This is a genomic window from Paramylibacter ulvae (assembly GCF_014652655.1).
GTDB lineage: Bacteria > Pseudomonadota > Alphaproteobacteria > Rhodobacterales > Rhodobacteraceae > Amylibacter > Amylibacter ulvae.
Genome location: NZ_BMZF01000004.1, coordinates 16,115 through 34,572, shown reverse-complemented (window position 1 = coordinate 34,572; position 18,458 = coordinate 16,115). Strand labels below are relative to the sequence as shown.

19 protein-coding genes are annotated in these 18,458 nt (G+C 50.8%); 8 read left to right on the top strand and 11 right to left on the bottom strand.

Going from position 1 to position 18,458, the window contains the following annotated elements:
* Positions 1–19: 19 nt before the first annotated feature.
* A complete protein-coding gene (locus tag IE094_RS08675; protein ID WP_189640314.1) occupies positions 20–304 on the bottom strand; it encodes a tetratricopeptide repeat protein in 285 nt (94 codons plus the stop codon).
* A gap of 319 nt (positions 305–623) precedes the next feature.
* Between IE094_RS08675 and carB the strand changes: the two genes are divergently transcribed.
* Positions 624–3,872: a carbamoyl-phosphate synthase large subunit gene (gene carB, locus IE094_RS08670; protein WP_189640313.1), complete on the top strand. Its 3,249-nt coding sequence runs from the start codon at positions 624–626 to the stop codon at positions 3,870–3,872.
* A gap of 52 nt (positions 3,873–3,924) precedes the next feature.
* Here carB and IE094_RS08665 read toward each other — a convergent pair whose 3' ends face one another.
* Positions 3,925–4,326: a thermonuclease family protein gene (locus tag IE094_RS08665; protein WP_229802187.1), complete on the bottom strand. Its 402-nt coding sequence runs from the start codon at positions 4,324–4,326 to the stop codon at positions 3,925–3,927.
* A 129-nt stretch (positions 4,327–4,455) separates the two neighbouring features.
* On the opposite strand from IE094_RS08665, the gene IE094_RS08660 reads away from it, so the two are divergent.
* A complete protein-coding gene (locus tag IE094_RS08660) occupies positions 4,456–4,878 on the top strand; it encodes an MAPEG family protein (RefSeq protein WP_189640311.1) in 423 nt (140 codons plus the stop codon).
* On the opposite strand, the gene IE094_RS08655 is transcribed toward IE094_RS08660, so the two are convergent.
* Positions 4,879–5,475 carry an alpha/beta hydrolase family protein gene (locus tag IE094_RS08655; RefSeq protein ID WP_189640310.1) on the bottom strand — a complete coding sequence of 199 codons (597 nt, stop codon included), beginning with the start codon at positions 5,473–5,475 and terminating at the stop codon, positions 4,879–4,881.
* A 144-nt stretch (positions 5,476–5,619) separates the two neighbouring features.
* Between IE094_RS08655 and IE094_RS08650 the strand changes: the two genes are divergently transcribed.
* The gene (locus IE094_RS08650; protein ID WP_189640309.1) at positions 5,620–6,741 is read left to right on the top strand and encodes a beta-ketoacyl-ACP synthase III; all 1,122 of its coding nucleotides are present in this window, start codon (positions 5,620–5,622) and stop codon (positions 6,739–6,741) included.
* On the opposite strand, the gene rsgA is transcribed toward IE094_RS08650, so the two are convergent.
* Positions 6,742–7,821, bottom strand: coding sequence for a ribosome small subunit-dependent GTPase A (gene rsgA, locus IE094_RS08645; RefSeq protein ID WP_373295864.1), 1,080 nt, complete (start codon positions 7,819–7,821; stop codon positions 6,742–6,744).
* A gap of 313 nt (positions 7,822–8,134) precedes the next feature.
* On the opposite strand from rsgA, the gene IE094_RS08640 reads away from it, so the two are divergent.
* Positions 8,135–8,563, top strand: a complete 429-nt coding sequence (locus tag IE094_RS08640; protein WP_189640307.1) for a PACE efflux transporter — start codon at positions 8,135–8,137, stop codon at positions 8,561–8,563.
* Here IE094_RS08640 and IE094_RS08635 read toward each other — a convergent pair.
* From IE094_RS08635 to IE094_RS08615, 5 genes are all read right to left on the bottom strand, one after another.
* Positions 8,560–9,516 carry a 2-hydroxyacid dehydrogenase gene (locus tag IE094_RS08635; protein WP_189640306.1) on the bottom strand — a complete coding sequence of 319 codons (957 nt, stop codon included), beginning with the start codon at positions 9,514–9,516 and terminating at the stop codon, positions 8,560–8,562. The genes IE094_RS08640 and IE094_RS08635 overlap by 4 nt on opposite strands.
* A complete protein-coding gene (locus tag IE094_RS08630) occupies positions 9,516–9,854 on the bottom strand; it encodes a tRNA-binding protein (protein ID WP_189640305.1) in 339 nt (112 codons plus the stop codon). The genes IE094_RS08635 and IE094_RS08630 overlap by 1 nt, the downstream gene beginning before the upstream one ends.
* Complete coding sequence (gene proC / locus IE094_RS08625; RefSeq protein ID WP_189640303.1) at positions 9,854–10,678, bottom strand: pyrroline-5-carboxylate reductase; 825 nt, start codon at positions 10,676–10,678, stop codon at positions 9,854–9,856. The genes IE094_RS08630 and proC overlap by 1 nt, the downstream gene beginning before the upstream one ends.
* 41 nt (positions 10,679–10,719) lie before the next feature.
* A complete protein-coding gene (locus tag IE094_RS08620; protein ID WP_189640301.1) occupies positions 10,720–11,223 on the bottom strand; it encodes a type III secretion system chaperone family protein in 504 nt (167 codons plus the stop codon).
* Between the two features lie 241 nt (positions 11,224–11,464).
* On the bottom strand, positions 11,465–12,526 hold the full coding sequence (locus tag IE094_RS08615; protein WP_189640299.1) for an Mrp/NBP35 family ATP-binding protein: 1,062 nt from the start codon (positions 12,524–12,526) through the stop codon (positions 11,465–11,467).
* 90 nt (positions 12,527–12,616) lie between these two features.
* Here IE094_RS08615 and IE094_RS08610 point away from each other — a divergent pair, with 90 nt between their 5' ends.
* From IE094_RS08610 to IE094_RS08595, 4 genes are all read left to right on the top strand, one after another.
* On the top strand, positions 12,617–13,318 hold the full coding sequence (locus IE094_RS08610; protein ID WP_189640298.1) for an ABC transporter permease: 702 nt from the start codon (positions 12,617–12,619) through the stop codon (positions 13,316–13,318).
* Positions 13,315–14,016 carry an energy-coupling factor ABC transporter ATP-binding protein gene (locus tag IE094_RS08605; protein ID WP_189640296.1) on the top strand — a complete coding sequence of 234 codons (702 nt, stop codon included), beginning with the start codon at positions 13,315–13,317 and terminating at the stop codon, positions 14,014–14,016. The genes IE094_RS08610 and IE094_RS08605 overlap by 4 nt, the downstream gene beginning before the upstream one ends.
* Entirely contained in the window at positions 14,016–14,852 is an 837-nt protein-coding gene (locus tag IE094_RS08600; RefSeq protein WP_189640294.1) for an ABC transporter substrate-binding protein, read from the top strand. Before IE094_RS08605 ends, IE094_RS08600 begins: the two co-directional genes overlap by 1 nt.
* 395 nt (positions 14,853–15,247) lie before the next feature.
* The gene (locus tag IE094_RS08595) at positions 15,248–15,460 is read left to right on the top strand and encodes a DUF1127 domain-containing protein (RefSeq protein ID WP_189640292.1); all 213 of its coding nucleotides are present in this window, start codon (positions 15,248–15,250) and stop codon (positions 15,458–15,460) included.
* Between the two features lie 117 nt (positions 15,461–15,577).
* On the opposite strand, the gene IE094_RS08590 is transcribed toward IE094_RS08595, so the two are convergent.
* Together IE094_RS08590 and IE094_RS08585 are read right to left on the bottom strand one after the other, a co-directional pair.
* Positions 15,578–15,946 (bottom strand): carboxymuconolactone decarboxylase family protein, encoded by a 369-nt coding sequence (locus IE094_RS08590; protein WP_189640290.1) that lies wholly within the window; start codon positions 15,944–15,946, stop codon positions 15,578–15,580.
* 64 nt (positions 15,947–16,010) lie between these two features.
* Positions 16,011–18,374 carry an ATP-dependent helicase gene (locus tag IE094_RS08585; protein WP_189640558.1) on the bottom strand — a complete coding sequence of 788 codons (2,364 nt, stop codon included), beginning with the start codon at positions 18,372–18,374 and terminating at the stop codon, positions 16,011–16,013.
* Positions 18,375–18,458 lie beyond the last annotated feature (84 nt).

Sequence of the window (18,458 nt, the reverse complement as noted above, 5' to 3'; positions counted from 1 at the left end):
CGTTGTGGATATACGCCCGCTATTCCAAATCATTCACATTCTTGGGCTGCAATGTAATCGCCGCGTCAATGTCGGATAACGCTTTGTCGTAATCGCCCGCCCGCCTATGCGCCCAAGCGCGGCTTTTATAATACTGATGTTCAAACGTTTCATCGACATCACGCGCTGAAACCTTGGTACAGGCCGCAATAATATCAGCGGCTTTTTGTTTGTTGTTAACACATCCATTATGCTCCGCCACGATGGGTCGGATTATCAAAACGGGCTTTCGGGTGGCATTAAAAATCGTCAGGGATATCGCCATTGCGGATACGATTATTGCGATATGGCGCAGCGTGATAAAATACTCTCAATCTTACACATCAATTATCCTTTCAAGCGTAACAACCATCTGCCTCAACAACAACCTCAACATATATACACTTCGCCTATGGCATCCTCCATTTTCCAAATGTTCCAAATATCCGCGCCGCAGGCATTCGAACCTTTAAAAAACACGTAAATCCGCGCAATTCATCCTTGAACCAAACGCGCCAAATCATTACACCCACGATAATTTGCAAACTGCACGGCGATTCCGCTGCCACGGGATTGGACATGCACACCATCAGGGGCCACGCGCTATGCCAAAAAGAACCGACATCAACACAGTTATGATCATCGGTGCGGGCCCCATTATTATCGGCCAAGCCTGCGAATTCGACTATTCTGGTGCACAGGCCTGTAAGGCGCTCAAAGAAGAAGGTTACCGCGTGGTCTTGGTCAATTCCAATCCTGCCACGATTATGACCGACCCAAATATGGCCGATGCCACCTATATCGAGCCCATCACACCAGAGGTCGTCGCAAAAATCATTGAAAAAGAAATCAATCTACACCCCAATGATAAAATGGTTCTCTTGCCCACGATGGGCGGGCAAACAGGTTTGAACACCGCCCTTTCATTAGACGAAGACGGCACACTTGAAAAATTCAACATCGAATTGATCGGTGCGGATCGCAAGGCGATTGAAATGGCCGAAGATCGCAAATTATTCCGCGAGGCAATGGATCGTTTGGGCATCGAAAACCCGCGCGCCACAATCGCTGAATCAATGGAAGAGGCAATGGCCGCCATTGAAACGGTTGGTCTGCCGGCAATCATTCGCCCCGCATTCACCATGGGTGGTACGGGTGGCGGTATTGCCTATAACCGCGAAGATTACGAAAAAATCTGTGCCAGCGGCATTGATGCCAGCCCCGTTAATCAAATCTTGATTGATGAATCGTTGTTGGGTTGGAAAGAATACGAAATGGAAGTGGTGCGCGACAAAGCGGACAACGCCATTATCGTTTGTGCGATTGAAAACATCGATCCAATGGGTGTCCACACAGGCGATAGTATCACTGTCGCCCCTGCCCTAACCCTGACGGATAAAGAATATCAAATGATGCGGACACATTCGATTAATGTACTGCGTGAAATTGGTGTGGAAACGGGTGGCTCCAATGTCCAGTGGTCGGTAAACCCAGCCGATGGACGTATGGTTGTGATTGAAATGAACCCACGTGTGTCTCGTTCATCTGCACTTGCATCCAAGGCCACAGGTTTCCCGATTGCAAAAATCGCCGCAAAACTGGCGGTTGGTTACACATTGGATGAACTCGACAACGACATCACCAAGGTGACACCAGCATCGTTTGAACCATCCATTGATTACGTGGTCACCAAAATCCCACGTTTCGCATTTGAAAAATTCCCAGGTGCCGAAGCATCATTGACCACAGCGATGAAATCCGTGGGCGAGGTGATGTCAATCGGGCGTACAATCCATGAATCATTGCAAAAAGCATTGGCATCGATGGAAACTGGCCTGTCAGGTTTTGATGAACAAATCATCGAAGGTGCACCCGAAAAATCCGCGATCATCAAAGCGATCAGCAAACAAACACCAGACCGTATGTTACTGATTGCACAGGCCATGCGTCATGGGCTGACCAATGATGAAATCAACGAGGTCACATCATTCGATCCTTGGTTCCTTGCGCGTATCCGCGAAATCATTGATATGGAAAATGACATTCGCGAAAACGGATTGCCAACAGAAACCGCGGCACTGCGCCGTGTGAAAATGTACGGCTTTTCTGATGCACGCCTTGCCACATTAACAGGCCAAGCCGAACGCGATATCCGCATCACCCGTACAAAGGCGGGCGTTACCGCCGTATTCAAACGCATTGATACCTGTGCTGCCGAATTCGAGGCCCAAACGCCATATATGTATTCAACATATGAATCAGATGCGATGGGCGAGGTCGAATGCGAAGCACGCCCATCAGACGCCAAAAAGGTTGTCATTCTGGGCGGTGGACCAAACCGCATCGGCCAAGGCATCGAATTTGATTACTGCTGTTGTCATGCGTGTTATGCGCTGACAGATGCGGGTTATGAAACCATCATGGTGAACTGTAACCCCGAAACGGTATCCACCGATTACGACACATCGGATCGTTTGTATTTCGAACCGCTGACCATGGAAAACGTGATGGAGATCCTGCGCGTGGAACAGGAAAACGGAACACTTCATGGTGTGATCGTACAGTTTGGCGGCCAAACCCCCCTGAAACTCGCCAATGATTTAGAGGCCGAAGGCATTCCAATTCTGGGTACAACCCCCGATGCGATTGATCTGGCAGAGGATCGCGAGCGGTTCCAACAATTGCTCCATGATCTGGATCTGAAACAACCATACAATGGTATCGCCAGCTCGCCCGAACAGGCGTTTGAAATCGCACAGGATGTTGGATACCCGCTGGTCATTCGCCCATCTTATGTTTTGGGTGGTCGTGCGATGGAAATCGTGCGCGATGATGCGCAACTGAAACGCTATATCACCACCGCGGTGAATGTATCAGGCGACAGCCCCGTATTGCTCGACAGCTATCTCGTTGGCGCGATAGAGGTTGACGTTGACGCGCTGTCTGATGGCAAGAATGTCCATGTCGCAGGCATCATGCAACATATCGAAGAAGCAGGCGTACATTCAGGCGACAGTGCGTGTTCATTGCCACCCTATTCATTGTCCGATGACCTGATCGAGGAAATGAAACGCCAAACCGAAGCAATGGCAATTGGCCTCAACGTGGTTGGTCTGATGAACGTGCAATTCGCCATCAAAGATGGCGAAATTTTCATCCTAGAGGTCAACCCGCGTGCATCACGTACCGTGCCATTCGTGGCCAAGGCGATTAACAGCCCGATTGCATCCATTGCGGCGCGTGTGATGGCAGGTGAACCGCTGACCAATTTTGAATTGAAATCACCCCACCCCGATCATTTCGCGGTGAAAGAGGCGGTATTGCCATTCAACCGTTTCCCCGGTGTTGATCCATTGTTGGGACCAGAAATGCGCTCCACTGGCGAGGTGATGGGGTTGGACAAAACCTTTGAACGCGCATTTTTGAAATCACAATTGGGTGCGGGTACACCGTTACCATCATCGGGCACTGTGTTCATTTCAATCAAAGATTTGGATAAAACCCCGCTGATTTCAGAGGCGGCAACAATCTTGTCTGACCTTGGGTTTAACATCCTTGCCACGGGTGGCACGTCAACGTGGCTGACCGAGAATGGCATCAAAAACACCAAAGTCTTAAAGGTATTCGAGGGTCGCCCGAATATTGTTGATACGCTCAAAGACGGCGGTGTTGATCTGATCTTTAACACCACCGAAGGGTCGCAATCATTGGAAGATAGCCGCGATATTCGATCTGCCGCGCTTTACGGTAAAATCGCATATTACACCACCGCCGCTGCCAGTAACGCCGCCGCCAAGGCAATCCGCAATATGAGCGAGAGTGAAATCGAAGTGAACGCGCTGCAAAATTATTAAACCTGTTGAATATCAATCAAAACGCCCGAGCATCCGTTCGGGCGTTTTGCGTTTAACAGGTGCCATATGCCCCATTGCTAAAACTGCAATATTCCTGCGCCTGTCTTGTCGCGATCATCATGGCGCCAATATCATTGTCGCCCTGATAACACCGCGCAACCGTGCGCTTATATTGATCGACAACCACTTTATCACAGCGCACGACCTGCCCCTTGATCATATCGGTTAAATATGCACGCGATGTAACCCCTGCATCGGTATCGCGTTCTGGCGCATCAATGCCCCAAACCCGCACAGGCCAATCATGCCCATCGACCAAAAATGTATCGCCATCCGTCACCCATTTCACCACGCCTGAAAACGTAGCATTTGGGGCAGGCTTTGCAGGTTCAATGCGTGTCGGCGCCCCCAGATAGGTGATTAAACCAATCCCACCAAAAACCAACCAATTCATGATCACCGACGCATGTTTCATGGCAACAAACTACCACGTGTATTCCACCAACGCGAGACATGCAGTTTCACAAAACGTTTTGATTTTTCACGCATTTTCGATACCCTATTGTCAAAACAGGAGGAAACCATGCCAGAACTTGTTGCAAATTATTCCACCGCGCTGTTGGCGCTTGCCGTTTTGTCATTTGTCATGGTGATACAGGCCACAATTGCAGGTATTGTGAAAAACGTGATTTCGGGGCAAGACGCTGGCGTCACCGTACGCGGCAACATTGAACACCGCACATTTCGCGTGGTGCGCAGCCACGAAAACAGCGTTGAAAATTTTTCTGCCCTGATGGCGGCATCGCTCTTGGCGATGATCGCGGGTGCCAGCCCCGTTTGGGTAACCTATCTGGTGGTCAGCGCCGTGGTGTTGCGCATGTTGCACTGGGTGTTTTACGTCATGCGCGTGGGTGCGGATGCGGGTGGACCGCGCACAATTGCCTATGTCGCGGGCTTGTTGATCAATCTTGCCTTGGCGCTTTTGGCGATTATCGCCTTAATGTAATCACACCGGCCAACGTTGCGGTAATTTGGGATTGGTGCGCGCAGCCTTGATAATTTTGATATATTCCAACACCTTATGGTTAAACCCAATATCCAGCGTATTGGGTGCCATCCAATAGGTTTTGCCAATATGGCGGAACTTCTTTTTGCCCGGCGGCATAAAACAAATCGGATCATCCATGCGTTGGTAATTCACCACATGATGTTCACCGCGAACCTTTTTCGCGCCGCTTAAAACCTTGGGCGATGCAAATGCAATCGTGGGAATGCCAAGCGAGCTTCCGACAATTTGCGCGCTGGCACCGCCGAGCGAATGACCGATTACAAATTTGGGTTGTAACCCTTTGGCAAACGTAAACACCAATTGTGCGTGGCGTAAAAACCCACGGTGATAAAACCGCCCGCTGTCGCCTTTGATCTTTGATATATCCAGATTGAATTCAGGGTAATCCGAAATTTCATTGCTGCCTGGAATAACCAGTGTTTCGTCATCTAAGAAAAATGCCTGTGCGCCACCAACATCAAATCGGTGCGATACGTTTAACAATGTATTGGCATAGGCATGGCGAACCAGTTCGCCTGCTGCGATAATATCCATGATTTCACCTAAAATGATTTAAAACTGTGTTTACGTCACTATCATCATGCCGCGTGCCTGCATGTGACGAAACACACGCTTTGACGTGGCGAACGGGTTGACCATTCGCGCCCGAACCATCATTTAGGTATGAGGGAGAAATTCATGTACACACCAGCGATCACCGGCACGGGCGTTTTCACGCCAGAAAACACCATCACGAACGACGAATTGGTCGCGTGTTTTAATACATATGCACAAAAATTCAACGTGGATCACGCCGATCAAATTGCATCGGGTGACGTGGATGAAATGCCGATGTCGAATGCAGAGTTCATTTTCAACGCATCAGGCATCGAACAGCGCTATGTTTTGGATAAAACGGGCATCTTGAACCCCGACATTATGCATCCAAGCCTGCGCCAGCGCAGTGACGATGAACCAGGTGTCATGGCAGAAATGGCGCTTGATGCCTGTGCCAAGGCATTGGCCGATGCGGGCAAAACCGCCGCCGATGTTGATGCCGTGATTGTGGCGGCATCAAACCACGAACGCGCATACCCCGCCATTGCCGTCGAAATCCAAGATTTGATGGGGATCAAAGGGTTTGGTTTTGATATGAATGTCGCCTGTAGCAGTGCCACATTCGGCATCCAAGCCGCAGCAGATATGGTGCGCAGCGGCTCAATCCGAAGCGCACTTGTCGTGAATCCCGAAATTTGTTCGGCGCATCTGGAATGGCGCGATCGCGATTGCCATTTCATTTTTGGCGATGTGTGCACCGCAACCTTGATTGAACGCAAAGAAGACGCAACAGGCGATCATTTTGAAATTATCTCCACACGTTGTGCGACACAGTTTTCCAACAACATCCGCAACAACGATGGTTTCTTGCGCCGCACCCGCCCCGACGGCATGAAAGATCGCCGCGATATGCAGTTTATGCAAAACGGGCGCAAGGTGTTCAAAGAGGTCGTGCCAATGGTCAGCGCCCATATTTTGCAACACATGGCGGATGAAGGCATTGAAAACACCCAACTGTCGCGCATGTGGTTGCACCAAGCCAACAAATCCATGAATGATTATATCGGGCGCAAGGTCATGGGCCGTGTCCCAGAACCAGCGGAACAACCCAATATTTTACAAGATTACGCCAATACATCATCGGCGGGTTCCATCATCGCATTTTCGAAAAATTCCGATGATATGAAACCCGACGACATCGGTTTGATCTGTTCCTTTGGCGCAGGCTATTCCGTTGGCAGCGTGTTGTTGAAACGCTGTTAATCAGCGTTTCTTTTGCTTGATCGCACGGTTCACCATTTTCTGAAATGATTTATCCTTGGCGCGCCGCTCTGACAGGCTTGTGGAATTAAATTCATCCTCTGCCACCAATTTACGCCAGCGTTGCAATCGTGCGGGATCAACCGTGCCATCGGCGACGGCGGCCAGCACCGCGCATTTTGGCTCGCTTTCATGTTTGCAATCGTTGAAATGACATTGCCGCCCTAGATCGGCCAGATCGCCAAACACATCCTCCAACCCTGCGGACACATCGGTTAATTGCAATTCGCGCATACCGGGCGTGTCCAACACCGCGCATCCATCGGTGATAAAATGCAGATGACGCCGCGTGGTGGTATGGCGCCCTTTTGCATCATCCTCGCGGATACCTTGAGTCGCGATATTGCCCGCGGATAATGCATTGGTCAGCGTGGATTTCCCCACGCCCGATGATCCAACAAAGGCCACGGTTTTTCCAGGCTTGCACCATTGGGACAAAATCCCAGTCACATCGTCACTACGCGCATCAACAACCACAACGGACACCAGATCGGATATCGTTTCTGCTTGGGTGCGATATGTCTCAACATCATCGCATAAATCCGCTTTGGTCAGGATGATCACGGGGGTGACATCCGCCTCGAAAACCACCGCTAAATAGCGTTCCAGCCGCGCAATGTTGAAATCTTGGTTACAGGATGTCACGATAAACGCGGTGTCGATATTAGTCCCGATCAATTGCACGGCGCGCTCATGGCCCGCGGCGCGGCGCTTCATCACGGATTTGCGTTCCAATCGGCGGCTATGCGCAGGGCTATCGCGATCAAGCAACATCCAATCCCCCACGGTGGCATCTATCTGGGCGGGGATTTGCATATCAATACCATCGCCCATTACCTGAAACAGGCTACGGTGTACCTGTGTAATCCGCACCGGCGGATGCGTGGCCATTTCATCCACGTCGGTTTGCTGTGCGAAAAAGCTGCTCCAGCCTTGGGTTTCCAGTGTTGATAATTTGCGCGGTGTTCCCAAATTGCCGCCAAAAAACGCTGAGTAGTCTTTGGTCATGGTCTTATCTTTCATGTCCTGCCACGTATTTTACGCAGCACATTTATTTTCAAAATGAATTCATCACACCGCAAAACCCCCGATCAATCGGGCACATCTTTGTGGTGGGTTTGAAACGGAAGGGCGCTCTGCCTTCCCTTTTTAACGGGACATAAAATCTCCATCTGGGTTTGGGGAATGATAAACCGCAACGCGCACGCTGACAAGCAGGTGATCAATATTTCACCCCCTTGCCGAACATATCCCCCCGCGCTAGAAACCACATGTGAGGACGACCTCCCCCATTATGGGCATCACAGCGGGACGACCCGATTAAAAGGGTTCAACCATGCGCACCACATTTGATCGTATCCGCCACGCACTCAGCTTTGAAATTATTGGCCTGTTGGTCATCACGCCTCTTGGCGCATTGGCATTTCACATGCCGATCCACGATATTGGCATCGTCGCCATTTTGGCGGCAACGCTCGCGACACTTTGGAACTATATTTATAATCTGATTTTTGATCGCGCCATGTTGCGCATCCGCGGGTCGGTTCACAAAACCATTCCCATGCGCATCATACATGCGCTGTTGTTTGAACTTGGCCTGCTTATTGTTTTGCTTCCATTCGTGGCGTGGTATTTGCAAATATCTCTGATGCAGGCGCTGATTATGGATATCTCATTCGCGCTGTTCTATCTGATCTATGCGTTCGTATTTAACTGGGCATATGATTTGATATTCCCGATCCCAAACAACGAACAAACATCCTAGCCAATTTGATTGGGCGGTGTGTCACCTGTGAAAAAGACTCGCAGATTTTCCACCGCCAACAATCCCATATCGCTGCGCACGTCCAATGATGCCGTGCCAAGATGGGGTAACAAGGTGACGTTTTTCATTGCTATCAACGCCTCTGGCACTTCTGGTTCATGTTCGAACACATCCAGTCCCGCCCCAGCGATGGTGCCAGCGTTCAATGCCTTGATCAACGCTGTCTCATCAATCACATCGCCCCGCGCGGTGTTAACCAAAATCGCCTGCGGTTTCATCGCCGCTAACTCCGCCGCGCCAATCATGTGGCGGTTTGCACCACCCCCTGGAATATGAAGCGAGACAACATCGCTCGCACGCATCACATCGATGATGCTATCCATCTGTTTGGCGGGAACACCAAAATCGTCAACGCGGGATCGGTTGTAAAACACTACATCCATGCCAAACCCAAAATGCGCACGTTTGGCCATCGCCTTGCCGATATTGCCCATGCCAATAATGCCAAGCGTCTTGCCACCCAGATGCATCCCCAACAACTGTGTCGGATGCCAGCCTTCCCATTTACCCGCGCGCAATAATGCTTCGCCTTCGGATGCGCGCCGCGCTGTCATCAGGGCCAGCATCATCGCGATATCTGCGGTGGCATCGGTTACGGCACCGGGTGTATTGCACACAACAATCCCCGCGCCGTTCGCCGCCGCGACATCAATATGGTTATACCCCACCCCAAAATTGGCAATCACCTTGGTTTTGATCCCCCCATCAAACACATCGCCGTCCAGCGGATCGCGCAGGGTTGGTAAAAACCCGTCATATTGTGATAACACTTCGCGGATTTCACCCTTGGTCATGGGCGAAGTATCAAGGCGCATGGTCACATCAAAATGTTCCTCTGCGCGTTCAACCACCACATTTGGCAAGGGGCGGGAAATATAGATACAGGGGCGCATTAATGCATCCGCCCACCATCGGGCACCACCATATCAGGGGTCAGCAACACAATTTCCTTGTCTCCGTCTGGCAGGCCCAGAACCAGCACTTCTGACATCACAGGGCCGATTTGGCGCGGTGGAAAATTCACCACCGCCATCACTTGGCGCCCGATCAGGGTTTCGGGTGTGTAATGTTTGGTAATCTGTGCCGATGATTTCTTTTCACCAATCTCGCCACCAAAATCGATCCATAGCTTGATCGCGGGTTTGCGTGCCTCTGGGAATGGTTCGGCGCGGGTCACTGTGCCAACGCGCACATCAACGCGCATGAAATCGTCAAAACTTATTTTGTCCATTATTCTTTTCCTAATTCGCGGCTACGATCTGCGGCGGCGGTGACTGCGCGGTCTAACAGGGCTGGAAACCCATCGGTTTCATTCATCAAGACCTCTAGCGCCGCCGCGGTGGTGCCGTTAGGCGAAGTGACATTGATGCGCAGTTGCGTTGGATCTTCATCCGCCGCTTGTGCCAATGCCCCAGCACCAGCCACCGTTGCCTTCGCCAATTGCAATGCCATATCTTTGGGCAAGCCTTGCGCCACACCCGCCGCGGCCAATGTTTCAATCAGATGAAAAACATATGCAGGGCCAGACCCCGAAACAGCCGTCACCGCATCCATTTGATCTTCTGACGCTAAACGCACGGTTTGGCCAACCGCGCCCAGCAATGCTTCGCCCATTTGCATATCTGCATCATTGATATGGGGATTTCCGATCAATGCGGTAATGCCCTGTCCCACCGCCGCTGGCGTATTGGGCATGGCGCGAATTATCGGGGATTGATCGCCAAGCGCATCTGCAAATGCGCCAATTGATGTGCCCGCCGCAATGGATAGAAACACGGTTGAACCGTTGCCAAGTGCGCGCAACGCAGGCAACGCATCGCCCATCTTTTGGGGTTTGACGGCAATAATACAAATCGCGGGATTATCGGGAAGCGGCTCATTCAGATGCAAACCTTGTTGCACCAATCCTTGCACCCATTGGGATGGATGCGGGTCGATCACGGTGACACTATTTGCGTTTAAACCTTGTGTCAGCCAGCCTTGCAACATGGCCGAACCCATCTTGCCACAGCCCAGCAAAACCAGACCGTTTTCATTCACGCGTGATAATGTCATTTTTCCATCCCAGTCGATTCACTGGTTTGGGATAACACGGTTTATGCGCGCCCGTAAGCCTCGGAAATGGCAACATTCATGGATTCTGCTGGTGATTGGTCGCCCCAGCAGACCAATTGAAATGCCGGGTAAAACTTTTCACAGGCCAAAACCGCATTATGCATCATCTGATCAATCTGATCAGGCAGCGCAATCGCACCCCCTGACAGGGTTAATCCGTAGCGATAAATCATAATGCGTTCTTCGTTCCACATTGAAAAACTACCCGTCCAAAGCCGATCATTGGTCAGGTTCAAAACCTCGTACAATTCCGCCATTTTTTCGGCGGGGGGTTCCATTTCAAATGTACAGACCAACCGCAAGGTTTCGTCAAATCCAGACCAAGCAAGCGTTAATGTATAGCTACGCCATGATCCTTCGACGGTCAGTGCGATTTGATCTTCGCCAACGCGATCAAAATCCCAATCGCGGCTTTCGGCGAGGTTTTCGACGATGTCAATCGGGTGAATGTCGGTGGTTTCGAAATACTGCTCTGTCGCTGCCATGCCCTGTCCCCTTTTAATTCGGCTTTAAGGGCAAAACCCCCTAGGTATAGGGTGCCTTGCTAGGTATCGGGGTTTCTGATTGATCCCCTTACTAGATATGGTGTGCGCAAATCAGATGTAAGTAAAGGAAAAACTTGGGCAAGGCTTGGTTTACCCACAGAAAAGTTGCGGTTATCCACAAGAAAACCGCATCAATCTGTTAAAATATCAATGAAAGGCGTATGCCAATCTGTGACGGGCGTTATGCCATATCCGCGTCGATCAATCCTTTGGCGATCTTGGCATAGGCATCGGCAATTGGGCTGTCTGTTGCGGCAATCGGTGTGCCACCGTCCCCTGCCAAACGGATTTCCATATCCAATGGGATTTCACCTAAAAATGGCAACCCTTGTTTTTCCGCCTCGGCGCGTGCGCCGCCATGGCCGAAAATATGCGCCTCTTTCCCGCAATCGGGGCACACATAATGCGACATGTTTTCAATCATGCCTACGATGGGCGTTTTCAACTGATTGAACATATTCATCGCCTTGCGCGCATCCAACAATGCCACGTCTTGAGGTGTGGATACGATCACCGCGCCCGTCACTTTGGATTTTTGCGCCAATGTCAATTGCACATCACCTGTCCCCGGTGGCAGGTCAATAATCAGAACATCAAGTTCACCCCATTCAACCTGTCCCAACATTTGTTGCAATGCACCCATCAACATCGGCCCGCGCCAAATCACGGCCTGATCTTCGTCCAACATCAATCCCAGCGACATCATGGTCACGCCATGCGCTTGCAATGGAATAATGGTTTTACCATCGGGCGATGCTGGGCGTTTGCTCACCCCCATCATGCGCGGCTGGCTTGGTCCATGGATGTCGGCATCCAATAATCCAACGCGCCGCCCCTGTTTGGCCAGCGCCACCGCCAGATTGGATGAAACGGTGGATTTGCCAACGCCCCCCTTGCCCGATGCAATGGCCAATATCCGATCAACACCTGGAATGGATTGTGAATCCGCGGCCGGTTTTGGGTGGCCACCAATTTTCAAACTTGGCGGTGCCTTTGGCGCAGATGGGGATGTTAGGATCACGGACACTTTGCCAATGCCCGAAATCTGTTCCACCACCTGTTGCGCCGCGGCGCGCACAGGTTCCATACGCGGCCCATCTTCGGCCGATACCTCGATCACAAAACGCACATCGGATCCATCAATCGTTATGGCACGCACCATATCAAGTGCGACGATGTTTTTACCATTTGGCAAATGCACCGTTTCCAACTGTTCCAAAATGGCCTGTTTCGTGATCGACATAAGTATACCTTTTTTCACATTGCCCTAGACTGCGACCACTAAATTGGCCAAATAGAAAGAAAGGGCAAGCAGAAAGCATCGTTTAATTAAATGGACGTCATTTCCAAATCCATTCAACTGATTTTCAGCGGCGATCATGATTTATTCCAAATCGTTTTATTATCACTGCGCGTGAGCTTTACCGCGACATTCATCGCATCCTGTTTGGCCATTCCATTTGGCGCAATGCTGACCAATTATGATTTCACCGGCAAACGCGCGATCATGGTTGTGGCATCCGCATTCATGGCCCTGCCCCCTGTTGTGGTTGGCTTGCTGGTTTATCTGATGTTGTCGCGATCTGGGCCGCTTGGGGAATGGGGGCTTCTCTATACACCTAGTGCCATGATCATTGCCCAAACCATGTTAATTTTCCCCATCGTTTTGGTTTTGACGGTCGAGGCATTGAAACCCATCAAACGCGACTATTCCCATTTGATGAACGCATTGGATGTGCCACCCATGTTACGGCTTCGCACCATGATTTGGGATGCGCGATTTGCAATTTATACTGCGGTGCTCGCAGGGTTTGGTCGTGCCTTGGCAGAGGTGGGCGCGGTGATCTTGGTGGGGGGCAATATCAACGGGCAAACCCGTGTGATGACCACCACCATCGCACTTGAAAGTTCAAAGGGTAATCTTGAACTCGCCCTTGCGCTTGGGCTGATTTTAATCCTGCTGGCATTGATCATCAACGCAGCCATGCACGGGGTTGCCCGCATTGGCCAACGCTATCAGGTGACGCGCCAATGACGTTGATCGTATTTCACAAAACCACCTATGACGCGGATGGCCAATCCTTGGTCGGGCCGTTGAATATCACGCTTGATGCAACGGGTGTGACGGCATTGTTGGGTCATAACGGAGCTGGCAAATCGCTGTTTTTGCAATTGGCCCATGGCATGTTGCGCCCCACCGACGGGCGGGTTGAAATTGATGGGCAAGATGTGCGCGAAACACGCCGCACACGGGGCTTCATTTTCCAAAACAACGTATTGATGCGCCGATCCGTGGCGCAAAACGTGGCATTCGCGCTTGCGACCAGCAATATGTCACCATCGCAGAAATCCGAACGGGTTGATGAATTGCTAACCATGGTGCAACTGCGTGATCGCGCCGATCAACCCGCCGCATTATTATCTGGGGGAGAAGCACAGCGCATGGCATTAGCGCGTGCATTGATCAACGATCCCAGCATCGTAATGATGGATGAACCCACATCCAGCATGGATCCAGGCGCCACCGCCCAATTCGAGGCCATCATAACAGCGGTTAAATCCGCAGGAGTTGGATTTATTTGGGCCACCCATGATCGCGCACAGGCACAACGTTGTGCGGATCAGGTGATATTTATGGAGCGCGGTAAAATTTGCGAAGATTCCAGCGCCGAGGATTTTTTCCGCATGACCAGATCAGATGCGGCCAAACGATACCTGAACGGAGAAATATAATGCGCCCATTCATCGCCGCCCTCACCATCGCGATCAGCACCGCCAGCATGGCAATGGCCGATTTCATCACCGTGGCATCAACCACTTCAACACAAAATTCAGGGCTCTATGATCAAATCCTGCCCCAGTTCACCGCCCAAACAGGAATAGAGGTGCGTGTCGTGGCCGTTGGCACTGGCCAAGCAATCCGTATCGCGCAAAACGGTGATGCGGATGTGTTACTGGTACATCACCGCGCGTCAGAGGATGCATTCGTCGCCGAAGGCTATGCCAAGCAACGGTTTGATGTGATGTATAACGATTTCATCATTGTTGGCCCTAAAACAGATTTTGCACCCTCATCGTTGGATGAATTGCTGAATCATTTTGTGAAAACGGGTGACCAAACCTTCATTTCACGCGGCGACGACAGTGGCACACATAAACGCGAACGCGAGCTTTGGGCGAAATACGCAGAATCCATGCCTGCGGGTGATTGGTATCGCGAAATCGGGTCTGGCATGGGGGCCACGTTAAACATGGCCAGCGCAATCAATGGATTTACCCTGACAGATCGGGGTACTTGGTTGTCATTTGGGAACAAGGGTGATCTGGGAATCATCTGGCAACAAGACAAAGATCTACGCAATCCTTACGGCGTGATGGTGGTGGATTCGGATCGTTTCCCCCATGTAAAATCCGATTTGGCCATACAATTCGCGCAGTGGTTGATTTCCGATACGGGTCAAACCGCCATTGGTGATGTGCGAGTCGCTGGCAAACAGCTATTCTGCCCCAACGCAAATCAGCAGTCAGAACAGGAACAAACACCTGATGACGCATGTCCTGCCCAGTAATTAGTCAAAATCGCCAAAATAGGTCAGAGTTTCTGCACAAATGCATGAAGTGACGCTAAGTCATGCGCCGAACGCATAGCGGATTTGCACATTTCAGCCCTAGAAAAATCACAATGATAAGCTAAATATTATCACAAGAGCGGCGAGAGCCACTCCGCGCCCACCTCCTCCCGGGCGCCGAAATAGAAGCGTTGATATACACCTCCTCCCGTATGGAGACGCTTTATAAAAGAACGGTGATGCTCTACCTCCTCCCAGAGCATCGCCGTTTTTCGTTTTAAGAACAATTATTTAGCTATGCATTTTGCGAAAAGCGGAAATGCAAAACTATGCCTACTCAACATGGCTGAAACCCTTATGTATGGGTTAACGGAACACGAACGAAGGAAAACAAAATGGCTTTTCTAACACAAACACAGACTAAACCATCATTGCTGAACATCTTGGCAGACAAAATCGACGGTTTGAAAAAATCATATGCACAATACCGCGTTTACGCACGCACCGTTGCAGAACTGTCAGAGCTTTCAACCCGCGATCTTAACGATCTGGGTATTGGCCGCGGTCAAATCCGTGCGATTGCACGCGACGCAGCCTACGGCGCTTAAGAGATTCTTCACGGCCTTGTATTAGGCAATGAACAAGGGTTGTTGCGTTCCCCCTAGTACGCAAACCTTTAAATATTAACGGCGATGCACACTCCTCCCTCGTGCATCGCCGTTTTTTTATTCTGCGTCGAAAACTTCCAATGCTGCGTTCAATCCATTGATCGCGGCAGGAAACCCACCATACAGCGCCATTTGCCAAATCACTTCGCCGATTTCTTGTTGGGTTAACCCCGCTTTGCGCCCACCTGCGATATTCACCTTTAACTGTGGTTTGGTATGCCCACCGAGCGCGGTCAACGCCGCAATCGTTGCGATATAGCGGGATTTCAAATCCAAACCATCGCGTGCGTATTGACGACCATAGGCGAAATCAACCACGCCTTCGGCCATGCCCGGCACCAAATGCCCATATCGTTCATTTAATGCGTCTTCCATGCCGGGGTTTAATTCTTCGGATAATGCGCGTCCACGCTCTGTCGTGTTCATGATAAATTGCTTTCGTTTTGGAGGTATCCAAAACAAAACACGTCACGAAACATTGGTAAAGTTTTTAAAACGGCACATCATCGGATGAAACATCATCCGCCGCGGTAACAAAACTGGCGACAACCTTTTTCGCACCGCCATTTTCAAACACGATGGATAACTTATCACCTTCAACCCCGATCACCGCGCCAAAGCCAAGTGCACTGTGATGCACACGATCGCCAATGCCAAAACTGGATACGACCTTTGCGTCAATCACCAGACTGCTGGTTTTCTTGGGTTGGCTTAACCCGCGCGACGATGTGCGTTCCTGCATCCGTTTCCAACCGGGTGATGCATATGCATCCGCATTCGACACTCGTTCGGTTAACCCCGAACTGTAATCGTTGCCTGCACCCATTCCACCATACAGACCAGGGGGCGTTAATACCTCTACATGTTTGGCGGGTAATTCATCAATGAAACGGCTTGGCATTTGCGATTGCCATTGGCCGTACACACGCCGATTGGCGGCAAATGAAATGGTGCAATGTTCCTCGGCTCGCGTAATCCCGACATATGCCAGACGGCGTTCTTCCTCGACCCCCTTTTGCCCAGATTCATCCATCGAACGTTGGGAAGGAAACAACCCATCTTCCCATCCGGGCAGGAACACCACGGGAAATTCCAAACCTTTGGCCGCGTGCAATGTCATGATGCTCACCTTTTCGGTGGCGTCCGTGGCATCATTTTCCATGATCAGGCTGACATGTTCCAAAAACCCTTGCAGGTTTTCAAATTCTTCCAACGCTTTGACCAATTCTTTCAGGTTTTCCAACCGACCGGGGGCCTCTGGCGTTTTATCGTTTTGCCAAAATGCCGTGTATCCGCATTCATCCAATATCACTTGTGCCAATTCAACATGGCTCACGGTTTCATCGCGCAACGCCGCCGACCAGCGATCAAACCCAGCAACCAGCGTGCCAAGTTCCTTGCGTGCCTTGGCAGATAACCCACCTTGTTCAACCAAGATGCGCGACGCTTCTAACAGTGACACGCCATTGTCACGCGCAACCTGATTGATGGTTTGCTGTGCCTTGTCACCAATGCCGCGTTTGGGCGTATTCACAATGCGTTCAAACGCCAATCCATCATCGGGGGAAACCGCCACACGAAAATACGCCATCGCATCACGGATTTCCAAGCGTTCGTAAAACCGCGGCCCACCAATCACGCGATACGGCAAACCAATGGTTAAAAACCGATCCTCAAAGCTTCGCATTTGATGTGATGCCCGTACAAGGATTGCCATATGATCAAGGCTGATGGGATCAAGCCCGCGCGTTCCACGTTGGAAATTTTCAATTTCCTCGCCGATCCAGCGTGCCTCTTCTTCGCCGTCCCAATGGCCGATCAAGCGAACCTTTTCGCCATCAGTCCGATCCGTCCACAATGTTTTGCCCAGTCGCGTGGTATTGCCCGCAATCACCCCCGACGCAGCACCCAAAATATGGGGTGTCGATCGATAGTTTTGCTCAAGCCGGATAACCTTTGCGCCCTCGAAATCCTTTTCAAAGCGCAGGATATTGCCCACCTCGGCACCACGCCAACCGTAAATCGATTGATCGTCATCGCCCACGCAACAGATGTTTTTGTGTTCCGATGCCAACAGGCGCAACCACATATATTGCGCCACGTTGGTATCTTGATATTCGTCCACAAGGATATATTTGAACCAGCTTTGATAGCGGCGCAAAATATCGTCGTGCTTTTGAAAAATCATCACCACATGCAACAACAGATCACCAAAATCCACGGCATTGAGCGTGATCAATCGCGCCTGATATTGCGCGTATAATTTTTGCCCCTTGCCATCGAAACCGTCTTCGCCAGCGGTAACATGTTCGGGCGTCCATGCACGGTTTTTCCAACCATCAATCATCCCCGCCAATAATCGCGGCGGCCAGCGTTTTTCGTCAATCCCTTCGGCGCGGATCAATTGTTTCATCAATCGGATCTGATCGTCTGTATCCAAAATGGTGAAATTGGATTTCAACCCAACCAATTCCGCATGACGGCGCAGGATTTTCACACAAAGCGAATGAAACGTGCCAAGCCAGGGCATGCCTTCGACCATTTCGCCCAACATGCCCCCCACACGCATTTTCATTTCGCGTGCGGCCTTGTTGGTGAATGTCACCGCCAAAATTTCATTTGGACGCGCCATGCCCGTATTCATCAAATGCACAATGCGTGTGGTCAACGCTTTGGTTTTACCCGTGCCAGCACCCGCCAACATCAACACCGGCCCTTGCAAGGTTTCCACCGCGTCACGTTGCGCTGGGTTCAACCCACCCAGATAGGGCGCAGAGCGCATGCCCATCGCCTGTTGCGACAGGCTGGGTTGGGTTGCGGCCTCAAATGCGTCTGATTCTTCCCATTCATTCATGCCCGCCACAATAGACCGCATCGCAAAATTTGAAAACCCATGTTCCGTAATTGTTCCGCGCATTTTTCGCCATTGTCAAGAACG